The sequence below is a fragment of the Methylomagnum ishizawai genome (assembly GCF_900155475.1).
Classification (GTDB): domain Bacteria; phylum Pseudomonadota; class Gammaproteobacteria; order Methylococcales; family Methylococcaceae; genus Methylomagnum; species Methylomagnum ishizawai_A.
Genome location: NZ_FXAM01000001.1, coordinates 2,640,095 through 2,655,616 on the forward strand (window position 1 = coordinate 2,640,095; position 15,522 = coordinate 2,655,616).

15 protein-coding genes are annotated in these 15,522 nt (G+C 63.7%); 8 read left to right on the forward strand and 7 right to left on the reverse strand.

Annotation, left to right across the window (positions count from 1 at the left end; all coding sequences use genetic code 11):
• Positions 1-38 precede the first annotated feature (38 nt).
• On the reverse strand, positions 39-3,749 hold the full coding sequence (gene metH / locus B9N93_RS11730; protein ID WP_085213836.1) for a methionine synthase: 3,711 nt from the start codon (positions 3,747-3,749) through the stop codon (positions 39-41).
• A 304-nt stretch (positions 3,750-4,053) separates the two neighbouring features.
• Between metH and B9N93_RS11735 the strand changes: the two genes are divergently transcribed.
• The 3 genes from B9N93_RS11735 to B9N93_RS11745 are packed head-to-tail and all read left to right on the forward strand — an operon-like array spanning position 4,054 to position 5,122.
• Entirely contained in the window at positions 4,054-4,407 is a 354-nt protein-coding gene (locus B9N93_RS11735) for a lipocalin-like domain-containing protein (protein ID WP_125468947.1), read from the forward strand.
• 10 nt (positions 4,408-4,417) lie between these two features.
• A complete protein-coding gene (locus B9N93_RS11740; protein WP_085213840.1) occupies positions 4,418-4,906 on the forward strand; it encodes a hypothetical protein in 489 nt (162 codons plus the stop codon).
• Between the two features lie 3 nt (positions 4,907-4,909).
• Complete coding sequence (locus B9N93_RS11745) at positions 4,910-5,122, forward strand: DUF2970 domain-containing protein (RefSeq protein WP_085213842.1); 213 nt, start codon at positions 4,910-4,912, stop codon at positions 5,120-5,122.
• A gap of 66 nt (positions 5,123-5,188) precedes the next feature.
• Here the strand turns inward: B9N93_RS11745 and B9N93_RS11750 are convergent, their stop codons facing one another.
• Positions 5,189-6,028, reverse strand: coding sequence for an HDOD domain-containing protein (locus B9N93_RS11750; RefSeq protein WP_085213844.1), 840 nt, complete (start codon positions 6,026-6,028; stop codon positions 5,189-5,191).
• Between the two features lie 159 nt (positions 6,029-6,187).
• On the opposite strand from B9N93_RS11750, the gene moaB reads away from it, so the two are divergent.
• Entirely contained in the window at positions 6,188-6,709 is a 522-nt protein-coding gene (gene moaB, locus B9N93_RS11755; RefSeq protein ID WP_085216256.1) for a molybdenum cofactor biosynthesis protein B, read from the forward strand.
• A gap of 35 nt (positions 6,710-6,744) precedes the next feature.
• On the forward strand, positions 6,745-7,419 hold the full coding sequence (locus tag B9N93_RS11760) for an NnrU family protein (protein WP_176225241.1): 675 nt from the start codon (positions 6,745-6,747) through the stop codon (positions 7,417-7,419).
• A 232-nt stretch (positions 7,420-7,651) separates the two neighbouring features.
• Here B9N93_RS11760 and B9N93_RS11765 read toward each other — a convergent pair whose 3' ends face one another.
• The 5 genes from B9N93_RS11765 to queA all read right to left on the reverse strand — a co-directional run bounded on the left by B9N93_RS11765 (position 7,652) and on the right by queA (position 11,496).
• On the reverse strand, positions 7,652-8,674 hold the full coding sequence (locus tag B9N93_RS11765; protein WP_085213849.1) for a sensor histidine kinase: 1,023 nt from the start codon (positions 8,672-8,674) through the stop codon (positions 7,652-7,654).
• Between the two features lie 150 nt (positions 8,675-8,824).
• Entirely contained in the window at positions 8,825-9,439 is a 615-nt protein-coding gene (locus B9N93_RS11770) for a response regulator transcription factor (RefSeq protein WP_085213851.1), read from the reverse strand.
• A gap of 138 nt (positions 9,440-9,577) precedes the next feature.
• A complete protein-coding gene (locus B9N93_RS11775; protein ID WP_085213853.1) occupies positions 9,578-9,835 on the reverse strand; it encodes a YkgJ family cysteine cluster protein in 258 nt (85 codons plus the stop codon).
• Between the two features lie 3 nt (positions 9,836-9,838).
• Positions 9,839-10,264, reverse strand: a complete 426-nt coding sequence (locus tag B9N93_RS11780; protein ID WP_217807296.1) for an HIT domain-containing protein — start codon at positions 10,262-10,264, stop codon at positions 9,839-9,841.
• A gap of 203 nt (positions 10,265-10,467) precedes the next feature.
• Positions 10,468-11,496 (reverse strand): tRNA preQ1(34) S-adenosylmethionine ribosyltransferase-isomerase QueA, encoded by a 1,029-nt coding sequence (queA, locus tag B9N93_RS11785; protein WP_085216258.1) that lies wholly within the window; start codon positions 11,494-11,496, stop codon positions 10,468-10,470.
• Positions 11,497-12,057: 561 nt separating this feature from the next.
• On the opposite strand from queA, the gene B9N93_RS11790 reads away from it, so the two are divergent.
• Genes B9N93_RS11790 through B9N93_RS11800 form a run of 3 tightly spaced genes read left to right on the forward strand, consistent with a single transcriptional unit; the run spans position 12,058 to position 15,482 of the window.
• Positions 12,058-13,866 carry a thiamine pyrophosphate-binding protein gene (locus B9N93_RS11790; protein WP_085213855.1) on the forward strand — a complete coding sequence of 603 codons (1,809 nt, stop codon included), beginning with the start codon at positions 12,058-12,060 and terminating at the stop codon, positions 13,864-13,866.
• Positions 13,853-14,674, forward strand: coding sequence for a citrate synthase family protein (locus B9N93_RS11795; RefSeq protein ID WP_085213857.1), 822 nt, complete (start codon positions 13,853-13,855; stop codon positions 14,672-14,674). The genes B9N93_RS11790 and B9N93_RS11795 overlap by 14 nt, the downstream gene beginning before the upstream one ends.
• Before the next feature lies 1 nt (position 14,675).
• Positions 14,676-15,482, forward strand: coding sequence for a citrate synthase family protein (locus tag B9N93_RS11800; RefSeq protein WP_085213859.1), 807 nt, complete (start codon positions 14,676-14,678; stop codon positions 15,480-15,482).
• Positions 15,483-15,522 lie beyond the last annotated feature (40 nt).

Genomic DNA, 15,522 nt, shown 5'->3' on the forward strand with positions numbered 1-15,522 from the left:
CTCTTCGCAAATAGCGCAGGTTGCCAATTGACGCTGCTTCACTCCGGCTCATAAGCCAACACCGGAGCCAACCACCGCTCCACGTCCCGCACCTCCATACCCTTGCGCCGGGCATAATCCTCGATCTGGTCGCGGTTGATCTTGCCCACGTTGAAATACTTGGCGGCGGGATGCGAGAAATACCAGCCGCTGACCGAGGACGCCGGATACATGGCGCAGGATTCGGTGAGCGTGATGCCGGTATTCGCCTCGACTCGCAGCAGGTCGAACAGCGCGGTTTTCTCGGTATGGTCCGGGCAGGCCGGATAACCGGGCGCGGGCCGGATACCCCGGTATGTCTCGTCGATCAATTCCCGGTTGCTGTGATGTTCTTCCGGGGCGTAGCCCCAGAATTCCCGCCGCACCCGCTCGTGCATCCGCTCGGCGAAGGCTTCGGCCAAACGGTCGGCCAGCGCCTTGAGCATGATGCCGCTGTAGTCGTCGTGATTGGCGGCGAAGGCGTCGAGCTTGGCCTCGATCCCCTGCCCCGCCGTGACCGCGAACCCACCGATGTAATCGGGCACGCCGCTGTCCGCCGGGGCGATGAAATCGGCGAGGCAATAATTGGGCTGCCCCGGCGGCTTGACCGCCTGTTGGCGCAGGTGGTGGAGCGTGGTCAGGACTTCGACCCGGCTGTCGTCGGTGTACAGCACGATATCGTCGCCCACCCGCTGGGCCGGGAAGAAGCCGATGACGGCGTTGGCGGTCAGCCATTCCTGTTGCACCAGCAGTTCCAGCATGGCCTGGGCGTCCTGGAGCAAGGTGCGGGCCTGTTCGCCGACGATGGCGTCGTCGAGGATTTTGGGATAGCTGCCCGAGAGTTCCCAGGTGTGGAAGAACGGCGTCCAGTCGATGTAGGGCACCAGCTCCGCGAGCGGATAGCGCTCGAAGGCGCGGACGCCGACGAAACCGGGTTGGGGCGGGGTGTAATGTCGCCAATCGCCGTGCAGGCCGTTGGCTTGGGCCGCCGCCAGTTCGTGCATCGGGGCTTGCGCCTTACGGCCTACATGGCGCTGGCGGACTTCCTCGTATTCCCGGCGCAGCTTGGCGACATAATCGTCGCGCAAATCCTCGCTCAGCAGGCTCCCGGCCACGCCTACCGCGCGGGAGGCGTCGGTGACATAGACCGTGTTGCCCCGGCGGTAATTCGGCTCGATCTTCACCGCCGTGTGGGCGCGGGAAGTGGTGGCCCCGCCGATCATCAGCGGAATATCGAACCCTAAGCGCTCCATTTCCTTGGCGACATGCACCATCTCGTCCAGCGACGGGGTAATCAGGCCGGAAAGGCCGATGATATCCACCCTGTGTTCGCGGGCGGCGTCGAGGATTTTGTCGCAGGGCACCATCACGCCTAGATCGACCACATCGAAGCCATTGCATTGCAGCACCACGCCGACGATGTTTTTGCCGATGTCATGCACATCGCCCTTCACCGTCGCCATCAGGATTTTACCGTTGGACTTGGGCGCGGGATTCAGGGCTTTTTCCGCATCCATGAACGGCATCAGGTAGGCCACGGACTTCTTCATCACCCGCGCCGATTTCACCACCTGCGGCAAGAACATCTTCCCGGCCCCGAACAAGTCGCCGACCACGTTCATGCCGTCCATCAGCGGGCCTTCGATGACGTGCAGCGGGCGTTCGTAGTGCTGGCGGGCTTCCTCGGTGTCGGCCTCGACGAACTCGTCGATGCCCTTCACCAGGGCGTGTTCCAGGCGCTTGTTGACCGGCCAGGACCGCCACGCCTGTTCCTCCTTCTTTTCGGTCGCGCCGCCGCCTTCCTCGCGGTATTGATCGGCCAGGGCCAGCAGCCGGTCGGTGGCTTCGGGCGAACGGGCGAGGATCACGTCCTCGATGGCGTCGCGCAGTTCGACCGGCACATCTTCGTAGATAGCAAGCTGGCCGGCGTTGACGATGCCCATGTCCATGCCTTCGCGGATGGCGTGGTAGAGGAACACGGCGTGTATGGCTTCCCGCACCGGGTTGTTGCCCCGGAACGAGAACGACACGTTGGAGACGCCGCCGGAAATCAGCGCGTGCGGCAGCGTGGCTTTGATATCACGCACCGCCTCGATGAAATCCAGGCCGTAGCGGTTATGTTCCTCGATGCCGGTGGCGACCGCGAAGATATTGGGGTCGAAGATGATGTCCTCAGACGGGAAGCCCAGGGTTTCGGTCAGGAGCTTATAGGCACGGGCGCAGATTTCGACCTTGCGGGCCTGGGTGTCGGCTTGGCCAGTTTCGTCGAAGGCCATGACGATGACCGCCGCGCCGTAACGCCGCACCAGCCGGGCGTGGTGCAGGAAGGTTTCCTCGCCTTCCTTCAACGAGATGGAATTGACGATGCCCTTGCCCTGCAAGCACTTCAAACCGGCTTCAAGGATGTCCCACTTGGAAGAATCCAGCATCACCGGCACGCGGGCGATATCCGGCTCGGACGCGATCAGGTTGAGGAAACGCACCATTGCGGCCTGGGAATCCAACATGCCCTCGTCCATGTTGATATCGATGATCTGGGCACCGCTCTCGACCTGCGACCGGGCCACGTCGATGGCCTGTTCGTATTTCTCCTCGCGGATCAAGCGCCGGAACGCCGCCGAACCGGTGACATTGGTACGCTCGCCGACGTTGACGAACAAGGTGTCCGGGCCGATGTTCAAAGGCTCCAGGCCGGACAAGCGGCAGCGGGGTTCGATGCTGGGAATCCGCCGCGGCGGGAAACTGGACACGGCGTCGTGGATGGCCCGGATCACCGCCGGATTGGTGCCGCAGCAACCGCCGACGATGTTGAGGAAGCCTTGCTCGGCCCATTCGGCGATTTCTTTCGCCATGGCTTCGGGCGTTTCATCGTAACCGCCGAATTCGTTGGGTAAACCAGCGTTGGGATGGGCCGAGACGTAGGTGTCGGCGATGCGGGAAAGCTCCTCGACGTATTGGCGCAATTCCTTGGCCCCGAGGGCGCAGTTGAAGCCGAAGGCAATCGGCTTGGCGTGGCGCAGGGAATTCCAGAAGGCTTCCACGGTCTGACCCGACAGCGTGCGGCCTGAGGCGTCGGTGATGGTGCCCGAAATCATCACCGGCAGTTCGACCCCATGGCGCTCGCCGTATAGTTCCACCGCGAACACGGCGGCCTTGGCATTCAAGGTGTCGAACACGGTCTCGATCAGGATGATATCGGCCCCGCCGTCCACCAAACCGCCGATAGCCTCGACATAGCCGTCGACCAGTTCGTCGAAATGGACGTTGCGGAAACCGGGATCGTTGACATCCGGCGAGATGGAACAGGTGCGGCTGGTCGGTCCCAACACCCCCGCCACGAAACGGGGCCGGTCCGGGGTTTTTTCCGCCATGGCGTCGCAAGCCTCGCGGGCGACGCGGGCGGCGGCGACGTTCAACTCGTAGACCAGTTCCTCCATGCCGTAATCGGCCATGCTGACGCGGGTGGAATTGAAGGAACAGGTTTCGAGGATATCGGCCCCGGCGGCGAGATAAGCGTCGTGGATGGCGCGGATGATCTGGGGCTGGGTCAGGCACAGCAGGTCGTTGTTGCCCTTGAGGTCGGAAGGCCAGTCGGCGAAACGCTGTCCACGGTAATCGGCCTCGCCGAGCTGATAAGTCTGGATCATGGTGCCCATCGCGCCGTCCAGGAACAAGATGCGTTCGGAGAGCAGGCGTTGGAGCAAAGCGGCGCGGGCGGTGAAATCGGTCATCGTGTCCTGTTCCTGTGGAGAAAAAGCGGAAGGTTTGCCCGGAAGCCCGGGCGGCATATTGCCTATTTTAGTCAGGGCGGACCCCGGTATAAACAGCCCCGGACTCTGGCAAACCCTTGGGTTTCCTTGCTATCGGGAAATGAAAAATGTAAAAATTCGGCGCTCTTTATCCACGAGGCCCACAGATTCCGCCGGCACCGGTACCCCGACCCCGGCGCGGAAAGCCTGGGCTTCCCACAACAACAACGCCAAGGGGGTTATTATGAAGATAAGGGCTTTCTGCGCCGCCGGTTTCTTAGGAATCATGGGCGCTTATCATATGGACGCGCAAGCGGATATTCCACTCAAAAACGGTAGCGAAATCGCCGGGGTTTGGAAATTGGTCTCGGTGGCGGCGGCCCTCGACAAACCCAGGACCGAAGAAAACCGCACCTGGGAATTCCGCGCCGACGGGACCATCATCACCAGCGGTTATAACCGGCACTTCAAAACCGAGGACCGCCACGAGTGGAAATACAAAATCGTCAACGGGAAAATATCCGCCGACGATCCGGGCAGGCCGGGCAAAACCATCGATTATGCCGTCTACGAGATGAAAGGCAACGAGATGATTCTCAAGGGCGGGATCGAAGGATTCTATTTCTTCAAGAAACAGTGAGGAGGCGATAATGATAAAAGACCTATTCAAATTCGGTAAGGAAGATGTATACATGTGGTCCGGGCTGGGTATTTTCAGCCTGATTATGATCTTGGCCCTGAGCCTTATTTCCAGCACCGGCCTGGTGGTGAAGGATTTGATCGGCCTGGCCGTGGTGATGGTGTTGCCGGGTTATGTGATCGTGAAGCTATACCTGGACAACATGGTCATCAGCGAAAACATGACCAAGAACCCCATCATCAACAAGGCCATCGACAAGTTCATCGTCTCGATGGGTTGCAGCATCGCCACCATCGTCCCCATCAACTACCTGTGGAAATACCTGCTGGACATGGGCATCGCCGATTCCAAGGGCGACCTGATGGGCACGGTGGAAGACGAGATGATCTATTCCGGCAGCGCCTCCTGGCGCGCCTTATTCACCGTCATCCTGGTGATCGGTGTCGCCATCGGCGTGAAGATTTACCAGGCGAAAAAGGCCGGCAACCCCCAGGCTTGAACCATGGCAGAACACGACAATCCCTCCGGCAAACCCTCGCTGATGCAAATCGTGGGCAGCGTGTTCGCCGCCGCCTTCGGCGTACAGAGCGACGCCAACCGGCGGCGCGATTTCACCGAGGGTACTTCGGCGACCCCTTATATCGTCGCCGGTGTGATCTTCACCATCCTCTTCATCATGGCGATTGTCGCCGTGGTCAAAACGGTGGTCGGCTAGCGCCCCGGCGGTGGCGGGCGGTTCGGCGGCGGGCGGTACAGCCCGCGCCAATCGCCCGCCTCCCTCCTAAAGCAGCAGGTTACGGGTCTCGGCGGAAGTCGCCGAGATATCCTCCATCTTCAATATTTCCACTCCACCCTCGAAACCCAGCTTGGCGAAGGCCGGCACCCCGGCCAAATCCACCTGGAATCCAGGATCGGCGGCCACCCGGTTTTCCAGGTAGGCCACTTGCACCAAGTCCACATAATCCGCCTCGGGTTCGGGATCGCGCTGGAACTCCAGATATTCCCAAGTCACCCGCGCCAGGGATTCGGGCAAGTCCCACGACCGCATGATGAGCTTGGCGATGACCGGATGCAGGCGTTCCAGATGCTGGGACAATACTTCGGTATCGTTGCTGAGTTCGGGGAATTTCTCGGCCAGGGTCAGGATTGGAAGCTTCCCGATCTGATGGAGCAGTCCGGCGAGCATGGCGAGGTCCGGGTCGAGATGGCGGCAGCGGGCGGCGAGCGCCCGGCATACCGCCGCGACGTTGACGCTCTCGCGCCAGATGGCCTGGAACTGGCGGTCCAGGTTCAGGCAACCCGGTTTGAACAATTGCTTCATGGCGAGGCTGACGACCAGGGTGCGCACCGTGTTGTGGCCCATGCGGGCGATGGCGGTCTGGAGGCTTTCGACCTTGGTCCGCGCCCGGAACAAGGGGCTGTTCGCCATCTGCAACAGGCGCACCGAGAGACTGGGGTCGGTGGCGATCAGCCGGGCGATTTCGGCATCGGTGGCGCGGTTGCCGGTCAAGGCCTGGCGGACTTGCAAAGCCACTTGGGGAAGGGTCGGCAGGCGCAGTTTGTCGCTCTGCACCGCCGCCTGCATATAGGCGAGAAATACCTTTTCGTTACGTAAATCCACGGTATGGGTCCAAACCTAGATTGAGACATCGCGGGGTCGTATTTCCCGCTCCGCCCGCAAGTTTAGGGCAAAGCCGGATTTTCACAGCGCCCGGCCCGATTGCGCCCGGCACCGGGCTCCGGTAGCTTTACGGCCCCTTCCATCACCCGGACCCAAACCATGAGCCAGGAACGCCATTTCATCCCCCTATCCATCGCCGTGCTGACCGTCTCCGACACCCGCACCGAGGCGACCGACACCTCCGGCAAGACCCTGGTGGAGCGGCTCGCCAGCGCCGGGCACCGCGCCGCCGACAAGCGCATCGTGCCCGACGATATCTACCAAATCCGCGCCATCGTCTCGGCCTGGATCGCCGACCCCGCCATCCAGGTCGTCATCGCCACCGGCGGCACCGGCGTCACCGGGCGCGACGGCACGCCGGAAGCGGTGGCGGCGCTGTTCGACAAGACCCTGGACGGCTTCGGCGAGATGTTCCGCGCCATTTCCTACCAAGAGATCAAGACCTCGACCCTCCAATCCCGCGCCCTCGCCGGGGTGGCCAACGGCACCTATATCTTCTGCCTGCCCGGTTCCGCCAACGCCTGCCGCACCGGCTGGGACCGCTTGATCCAGGACCAGCTCGATTACCGCACCCGGCCCTGCAACCTGGTGGAACTGATGCCGCGCTTGCTGGAAAAATGAAGTCCGCCTTCCAACCCCCGTTCCAGGAGACCTCCATGATCCCACTCGTATTGGCCGCGATCTTCTTCGTCGGCATCCATTTCGTGATTTCGGGTTCCAGGCTGCGCGACACGCTGGTCGCCCGGCTGGGCGAATCCCGGTTCCGGGCGGGCTTCGGCCTGTTGTCCTTGTTGGGGCTGGTATGGCTGGCCCAGGCCTACCGGGCCGCGCCCTATATCGAAACCTGGGGGCAGTTGGGCTGGTTCAAGCCGGTCGCCCTATTGTTGATCTTGCCCGCCTTCGTGTTCGCCACGCTGGGGATGACCACGGCCAATCCCACCGCGGTGGGCGGCGCGGCACCGATGGAGCAAACCGCGCAAGGCGTCCTGCGGATCACCCGCCATCCGTTCCTATGGGGCGTGGCGCTGTGGGCGGCCACGCACCTCATCGCCAATGGCGACGCGGCGTCCTTGGTGCTGTTCGGTGCGCTGCTGCTGCTGGCGGTGGGCGGCACCTATTCCATCGACGACAAACGCTTGCGGCTGTATGGGGAGGCTTGGGAAAAATATTTACTGGCAACTTCGAACCTGCCGTTCCTGGCGATCATCCAGCGGCGCAATATCTTGGCGCTGAAAGAAATCGGCTGGCGGCGTCCGGCGCTGGCCTTGGTGCTTTATCTGGCGATGTTGCATTTCCATAAGGGGCTGTTCGGGGTGTCGCCCTTGTTTTGAGCTTGGAGCCGGGAGCGCCTCGCCGACGAACCCGGCCCTCGCCCTTGAAGGAACCCATGCCCAACGTCCCGGAAACCGAGCCCAAAGCCATCTTCAATATCCGCGACTGCGTGCTGCTGGCCATCGCCACCGGCGCCAAGGCATGATGGCTTGTGGCTGTCGGCAGGGGGCGGATATTGGGGGATTTTGGTGATCGGGTTCCCGGTGGTTTACGGGCTGGGTGGGAGCGGATTCATCCGGGAGGAAGGACCAGGAGGAAACATCCGCCCGGCCCCGCGCCAACAACCTCGGCCCGGAGGCTCCCGCCCTGCAAACCGGTATAGCAACGCGCCAGGGCCAGGGCGATCCCCATGCCTTCGTGTTTGCCGCCGTGCAAGGGTGGATCGAAGGGAACGAAAGGCTCGAAGAGATGTTCCAACCGCGCCGGGGCCAAGCCCATCGCCTCGGCCTGTACTCCCCAGCTTACGCAGCGCCCATCGCGCCGCAACCACAACCGGACCTCGCCCTCCGCCGGGGTATAGCGCGAGGCATGGGCCAGGAGGATTTCCAAAGTGCGGCCCAGGCGGACCGGATCGGCCTGGACGCTCCAGGACTCCGGCGGCAATTCGACCTTCAAGCTTTGCCGACGCTTGGCCAGGTGTTGCCGCCAGGTCTCGGCAGCGTGCCGGGTCAGCGCGACCGCGTCCAGGCTCTCCAGGTTCAGTTCCAAACGGCCCTGCTCCATACGCGAGAAATCGGACAGGTCCGCGATCATCTGGCTGAGCTGGCGCACCTGCCGCTCGATGCTCCCGGCGGCGGATTCCAGGAGTTCGGGCCGGGCCATGCCGTAGCGCTTGAGCAATTGCGCCGAGGTCAGGATGGGCGTCAGGGGATTCCTGAATTCGTGGACCAGGACGGATAGGAAATCGGCGTAATGCCGGGCCTCCAACCCCGTGCCGCCGCTGTCGGCGAGCAGCCCCGCCAAGCGCCGGTTCTCGGCTTCGGCCCGCTGCCGGGCCTGTTCGCTGAGCCTGATGCGTTCCCGCAATACGCGGCACTCCTCCTCGCTCGCGGTCGGCACGGCCTTGCCCTGCCGGGCCGGGCCGTTGCTGTAAGTTTCGGGGGGAAGCAATGCGTAGCGATCCGCCGGGACGCCTTGATCGGGTGGCGGGGTATATTGTTTTTCCATGGCGGCGGCCTGCTGCACACCTTGGACCCAACCCCACGGCTTCCAGGGGAAATCCATGGCCCGGCCCAAGGGAAGATGAATGAACACTTAGGGATAACCGCGACGATTAAACGGCGGAAATACCTTTTATTTCGGCTAGAATACGTGATTCATGTGCCGCCTGGGTGTACGTAGTACTGCTTATAGCCTGGCTATGAAGCGTCCGCGCCAGCGGATTCCACCATCTCTGCTACATTCCTAACGCACACCAATCCCGATGGCCAAGGCGACCAGATCGGCCAGGGAATCCACCCCCAGTTTTTCCATGATGCGGGCGCGGTGGATCTCGGCGGTACGATGGCTGATTCCCAGCGCCCGCCCCACCTGCTTGGCGGAATAACCCCGCGCCAACAAAACCAGGATTTCCTTCTCCCTGGGCGTGAGATGGGAATACAGGGCTTCCAGCTTGCTGTGCTGGGCCTTTTCCACATCGCGCCGGACCCCGAGGTCCAAGCCCCGCCGCACCGCCTCGATCAGCACCCCGACTTCGACCGGCTTCTCCAGGAAATCGACCGCCCCGCCCTTGAAACCGGTCCGGGCCTTTTCCACGTCGCCGATGCCGGTGAGGAAAATAATGGGCAGGTCAATATCGCGCTCGGCCAGGATGCGCTGGATTTCGAGGCCGGTGAAACCCGGCAGGTCGATATCCAGCACGATGCAGCCATGGAGGTTGGGCCGGATGGCCTCCAGGAATTCGGTGCCGGTGGCGAACAGCGCCACTTTGAAACCCTCCGCCTCCAAAAGCGCCGCCAAAGCTTCGCGCACCGGGGTATCGTCATCGACGATGAATAGGATTAATTCGTCAACCGCCATGGTCTCGCTCCCAAATCAACGGGCCGCCGCCGGTCATAAGGTATCCAGCAAATGGATCGGGTAGGCTCACGATAGAATCTCCTTTTTAACTATAGACTATTTCCATGCCCATCTTTTGTTACGGATGGGTTTATCGATTCATCCCGGCCGGGTGGCGCGTTCCAACCAAGCCAACCGGGCCAGCGCCTCGTCCCGGTCCGCGCCGCACATCTCCTCGCTGGGTTGCAAGCCCGAACAGCAGCGCGGACGCCCAGGGCTTCCGAACACCGCGCAGCGATGGTCCCCGGTCAATTGGACGCAACGGACCCCGGCGGACTTCCCCTGCGGCATCCCCGGAACCGGGCTGCTGATCGAGGGCGCGATACAGCACGCGCCACAACCGGGACGGCATTCCATGGGCTAGGGCCAAGGCACGAAGTCCGGGAGCGCCATCCCGGCCAGCCGCTCCCGGACGGCGGCCAAGCCCGCCGCGTCGTAGGCCCAAGGCTCGAACCGGCCCCACACCGGCGCGGGCCAAGCCGGGTCGTGGCGGTAGCGCACCACATGATGCACATGCAGTTGCGGCACCAGGTTGCCCAGTGCGGCGATATTGAGTTTGTCGGCGGCGAAAGCGGCGGCGAGCGCCCCGCCCAGGGCCGAGGATTCCCGGATCAGCCGGATTTGGTCGGCGTCGGGCAGTTGGTGGATTTCGGCGATGCCGGGCCGCTCCGGCACCAGGATGAACCAGGGATAGCGGCGCTCGTTCATCAACAGCAGGCGGCAGAGGGGGAAACGCCCCAGCGGCAGGCCGTCCTGGGCGAGACGGGGATGGAGTTCGAACATCATCGGGGAATTCCCCGGAAACGGGGCAGGTATGTACGGGGAGCGCCGCCCCGACCGCCAGAACGGGCGGGAACTCGGACGGCACGGCCAAAGCGGGCATGGGCGACACAATCCATGGTCGATGATTTCCTGGGTGGCGTAGCGGGAAGTAGTTTAACAGTGCCGAGGCCGATATGGGCACCCGTCGCGTGCCGAAGCCAGCGGCGCTAAGGCCGCCGCGTCACGAACATCGCGTCGCCGTAGCTGAAGAACCGGTATTCCTCCGCCACCGCGTGGCGGTAGGCCGCCAGGACTTCCGCCCGCCCGGCGAAGGCGCAGACCAGGGTCAGCAAAGTGGATTCGGGCAGGTGGAAATTGGTGACCAGGGCATCGACGCAGCGGAAATGGAAACCGGGCCGGATGAACAAATCGGTCTCGCCCCGGTAGGGAGCCAGTTCCCCGCCCAGGGCGGCGGTCTCCAGGGTCCGCACCACGGTCGTGCCCACCGCCACCACCCGCCCGCCACCGGCCCGCGCCGCCCGGATTTTGTCCACGGTGGCCGGGGACACTTCGCAGAACTCGAAGTGCATCCGGTGCCGGTCCAGATCGTCCACCCGCAGCGGCTGGAAAGTGCCGCTGCCTACATGCAGGGTCACGAAGGCGGACTCCACGCCCCGCGCCGCCAGCCGCTCCAGCGTCCCGGCGTCGAAATGCAGCCCGGCGGTGGGGGCCGCCACCGCGCCCGGCGTCCGGGAGAACACGGTCTGGTAGCGCTCGCGGTCCTCGTCCCGGTCGGCGCGGGCGATATAGGGCGGCAAGGGCATATGCCCCACCGCCGCCAGCACGGCCTCGATTCCCGGCCCTTCCGGGAATTCCAGTTCGAACAAATCCTCCCGCCGTCCCCGGACCCGGCAGGCATAGCCGCCCTCCAGATGGATCGCCCCGCCCGGCTTGGGCGCTTTGCTGGCCCGCACATGGGCGAGGGCCAACCGGACGTCCAGCACCCGCTCGATCAGCACCTCTACCCGGCCGCCGCTGGCCTTGTGGCCGAACAACCGGGCCGGGATCACCCGCGTATCGTTCAGCACCAGCAGATCGCCCGCCGCCAACAGGTCGGGCAAGGCGGCGAAATGGCGGTCCTCCAACCGCCCGCTGGGTCCGTCCAGGCACAGGAGGCGGCTAGCGGCGCGTTCCGGCAAAGGGGTTTGGGCGATCAGGCGTTCGGGGAGGTCGTAATGGAAATCGCTTTTGAGCATCGGACACAGCTTCGGGGTGATGGGCATGGAAAAGCCGCCAACATCCGGCGGGGCGCTCATAGTTCCACAATCGAGTCGGGTTCGACCACCCCGCCGGGCGGAGTCCGCCAGAAATCCATAGGGCCAAGACCATGACGCCGAACAACCACGCCGCAGGCAAGGCGGCCAGCGTCCATCCATTGGGTCACCGCCACCGCCCCTCCGGTCCCGGCCCGGCCCCAGTTCCAAGTAGCCCCAGTCATACCACAGTCACGCGCTCCCCAAGATTAAATCCAGGACGTGCCCACGGATTAAACCAACAGAAGACACAAACCGCACAAACATATACATGTAGAACAATCCCGACAATTGCGTTACATTAAACCATCGGTACGGCCCCGGTCCAAAAAACACCACAACCAGGGTTCCACCCATCCCAAAACCAAGGTGCCCGCCGATACGGGTCTATTATAATAATTCATCAACCCGTCCAAATCCCGATATTAAATACCCAAAATATTTCCCCCTCGCAAACCAAAACCAACACCCCTAAAACCCACAGCCATTCCGAGCGATAACCCTATGTCACAAGCCTATGATTTCATCGATAACGCAGCGGTGATATCAAAACGTCACAGACAGGTCGCCGACCTCATCATCGATTATCTCGCCCAATTATCGGTGGACTATGTCTTCGGCGTCCCCGGCGGTGCCATCGAACCGCTCTACAACGCCCTGGCCCATAGCGCCAGAAAGGGCGGACCCAGGGCTGTCGTGGCGCGGCACGAAACCGGCGCGGCGTTCATGGCCGATGGTTATTACCGGGAAACCGGCAAGCTGGGCGTATGTTGCGGCACCACCGGACCCGGCACCACCAACCTGCTCACGGGCGTGGCCTCGGCCTACGAAAACCATATCCCGATGTTGGTCATCAGCGCCCAAACCGCCCTGTCCCATTTCGGACGGGGTGCCTTGCAGGAGTCATCCTGTACCGGGGTCGATACTGTCGGCATCCTCCGCTACTGCACCCGCTACAGCACGCTCATCTCCCATGTGGACCAGTTCGAGCATAAATTCGCCGCCGCGGTGATGGCGGCCTTCGGTTCCCCGCACGGCCCGGCCCATCTCAGCGTGCCCCTGGATATCCTCCGCCATCCCCTACCCGGCGCAACCCCGCTCTACGACCTCGCCCCCCACATCCTGCCCCCCTCCCTATTCGACCGCGACATCACCCACAAGCTGTGCGGGCAGATCGAACAAGCCCGCAAGCCGGTCTTCGTGATCGGTGGCGGCTGCGGCGAGGCGCGGTCCCAAATCCTGGCGCTGGCCGGCCGGCTACGCGCCCCGGTGGTGGCCACGCCCAACGGCAAGGGCCATGTCAGCTCGGACTTCCCCTTGTTCAAAGGCGTGATCGGCTTCGCCGGGCATGAAACCGCCAGGGAAACCCTGGCCGACCCGGAAGTCGACCTGGTGGTCGCCATGGGCACCGCCCTGGGCGAATGGGAAAGCTGCGGCTGGAATCCCGACCTCCTGATGAATAACCGGCTGATCCATATCGATCCGAACGAACACCACCTGATGCGTTCCCCGGTGGCGCGGCTCCAGGTCCGGGGCCGCATCCTGTCGATCTTCGACTACCTGCTGGAATATTTCAAAAACCACGGCGAGGCCGGACTCCCCAAGGGCGGCGCGGACGCGGCGGACGCCGCCAGCCACGACACCCGGCTCCATTTCCGGCTCGACGAGGAACACAAGTACGCCGACACGTCCGCCCCCATCAAACCGCAACGGCTGATGCGGGAATTGGTGGACATCTTCCCCCGCAACACCTGCTTCCTGGCCGACGCCGGCAACAGCCAGGCCTGGGCCATCCATTACCTACACCCTTTCGGTTGCGAGCCTTCCGCCCAGTCCGCCCACGGCTCGGACCGGCTCCGGCATTGCATGGAATTCGACTCGATGGGCTGGGCGATAGGCGCCGCCGTCGGCACCGCCCTGGGCAATCCGCAACAGCCGGTGGTCTGCATCACCGGGGACGGCAGCCTGCTGATGAGCGGTCAGGAAATCAGCGTCGCGGTCCAGGAAAAACTGCCCATCATCTTCGTGGTGCTGAACGATTCCGCCCTGGGGATGGTCAAGCACGGCCAGCGCCTCCGGCAATCCGAGGCGGTCGCGTTCGAGTTGCCGGCCACGGATTTCCGGGCCTATGCCGAAGCCATGGGCGCGACCGGCCATGTCATCCGCTCCCCGGCCGACCTCAGGGCGCTGGATATCGCCGCCTTGTGCGCCCGGTCCGGCCCCACGGTGTTGGACGTGCGGATCGATCCCGACGAAGTCCCCCCTATCGCCATGCGTATCGAAATCCTGGGCATCGACGATGAAATCGGCTAAGGAAGTCATACACACCCGCATCTGGGAAGAAACCCCCGAGGCCGACAACCCTTTCGCCGCCGCCGTCTGCCGTTGCGCCGGCTACGATGTCTATGGCGACCTGTTGGGCAAGGCCGGCTGGGCCGAATACCTTTATCTCCTGTTCAAGCTGGAACGCCCGGCCCCGGCGGAGGCGCGGCTGCTGGAAGACCTGGCCGTGGTCCTGGCCCATCCCGGCCCGCGCGATCCCAGCGTACACGCCGCGATGTGCGGCGGGGTCGGCGGTTCCACCCACGCCGCCAGCCTGATGGCGGCGCTGGCGGTCGGAGCCGGCCAAGCGGGCGGGGCACGCGAAGTCGCCCTGGCCATGGAACTCTGGCGGGATTGCGGCACCGGCCTGCCGGCCTGGACCGAACGCCTGCGCCGCCCGCCCGCCCCGCCGGAACAGGCCGACCTCTGGCCCGCACCCGCCCATCCCCCAGGTTTCGATCCCCACGGCGCGAGTTGCGCCCTGCCGGTGCGGCAAACCCTCGCCCATCTCGCCGCACTGAGTCCGGGCGCGGCCCTGCCCTGGCTGCACCTGCAACGGCCCGCGCTGGAAACAGCGGCGGAACTGCCCCTGTCCCTGCTGGGCGTGGCGGCGGCGGCCCTGACCGACCTCGGCTTCGACCGCGACCAAGGCGAGATGCTCTGCCTGCTACTACGGCTGCCGGGCGCGGCGGTCCACGCCCTGGAACAACGGAGCCTGGGCTGGCGCAAATTCCCCTTCTTCGGCGACGGGCTGATCCTCGCCGACGACCCCGGCCCACGCCCCCCGGAGGCGGACTGAGATGGACGGACCCGAACGACTGCGCCAAAGCGAAGACCACTGGATCACCGACATGGGCGCTTTCCTCCCGGCGGAAGGGCGCGTGGTCTTCCGGGGCGAAGACCTGCACCGCGATTGCAAAGACATGCCCTGGATGGGCCTCCTGCTCTACGGCATCACCGGGCGGCGGTTCGGGGCGGACCAGATCAAATTATTCGAAGGCCTATGGACGGTCGGCACCAGCTACCCGGACCCCAGGATATGGAACAACCGGGTCGCGGCCCTGGCCGGCACCGCCCACAGCACCGCGGCGCTCGCCATCGCCGGTGCCAACGCCGTTTCCGAGGCCACCCTCTACGGCCACCGGCCATTCCTCGGGGCGATAGACCTTTTGTTGTCGGCCAAGGCGGCGCTGGACGGGGGCGGGGATATCGAGGAATTTATCAACACCAGGCGGGCGGGCGGGGATAGGATACTGTTTGGATACGGCAGGCCCATCAGGAACACCGACGAACGGATCAAGCCCATGCTCGCCTTGCTCGGGGATTTGGGCTTCCCCATCGGCCCCCATGTCGCAATCGCCTTCCAGATCGAGGCCATCTTATTGAGGGACAAAGCCATCTCCATGAACGCCGCCGCCCTGCTCGCGGCAATCTGCGCGGACCAAGGACTGTCGCGCAGGGAATTCCATCATTTCATGATCTTGAGCTTTTCCGCCGGCATGTTCCCCTGCTACGCGGAAGCGGCAAACCGCCCAGGCAATACATTCTTCCCACTGCGCTGCGATAGGATCGGTTTTTTCGGAAAATCCAACAGGACCTGGGAATAACCCAAAGTTGATTGGTATGGGCGGACCCACGACAACGACA

What these genes read in the sequence shown, in the direction of transcription:
- B9N93_RS11770 (WP_085213851.1), bottom strand. Translation starts at nt 9,439, where the DNA reads ATGGCGGTTGACGAATTAATCCTATTCATCGTCGATGACGATACCCCG.
- moaB (WP_085216256.1), top strand. Translation starts at nt 6,188, where the DNA reads ATGAGCCAGGAACGCCATTTCATCCCCCTATCCATCGCCGTGCTGACC.
- metH (WP_085213836.1), bottom strand. Translation starts at nt 3,749, where the DNA reads ATGACCGATTTCACCGCCCGCGCCGCTTTGCTCCAACGCCTGCTCTCC.
- B9N93_RS11795 (WP_085213857.1), top strand. Translation starts at nt 13,853, where the DNA reads ATGAAATCGGCTAAGGAAGTCATACACACCCGCATCTGGGAAGAAACC.
- B9N93_RS11740 (WP_085213840.1), top strand. Translation starts at nt 4,418, where the DNA reads ATGATAAAAGACCTATTCAAATTCGGTAAGGAAGATGTATACATGTGG.
- B9N93_RS11790 (WP_085213855.1), top strand. Translation starts at nt 12,058, where the DNA reads ATGTCACAAGCCTATGATTTCATCGATAACGCAGCGGTGATATCAAAA.
- B9N93_RS11745 (WP_085213842.1), top strand. Translation starts at nt 4,910, where the DNA reads ATGGCAGAACACGACAATCCCTCCGGCAAACCCTCGCTGATGCAAATC.
- B9N93_RS11735 (WP_125468947.1), top strand. Translation starts at nt 4,054, where the DNA reads ATGGGCGCTTATCATATGGACGCGCAAGCGGATATTCCACTCAAAAAC.
- B9N93_RS11775 (WP_085213853.1), bottom strand. Translation starts at nt 9,835, where the DNA reads ATGGAATGCCGTCCCGGTTGTGGCGCGTGCTGTATCGCGCCCTCGATC.
- B9N93_RS11780 (WP_217807296.1), bottom strand. Translation starts at nt 10,264, where the DNA reads ATGATGTTCGAACTCCATCCCCGTCTCGCCCAGGACGGCCTGCCGCTG.
- B9N93_RS11800 (WP_085213859.1), top strand. Translation starts at nt 14,676, where the DNA reads ATGGACGGACCCGAACGACTGCGCCAAAGCGAAGACCACTGGATCACC.
- queA (WP_085216258.1), bottom strand. Translation starts at nt 11,496, where the DNA reads ATGCTCAAAAGCGATTTCCATTACGACCTCCCCGAACGCCTGATCGCC.
- B9N93_RS11760 (WP_176225241.1), top strand. Translation starts at nt 6,745, where the DNA reads ATGATCCCACTCGTATTGGCCGCGATCTTCTTCGTCGGCATCCATTTC.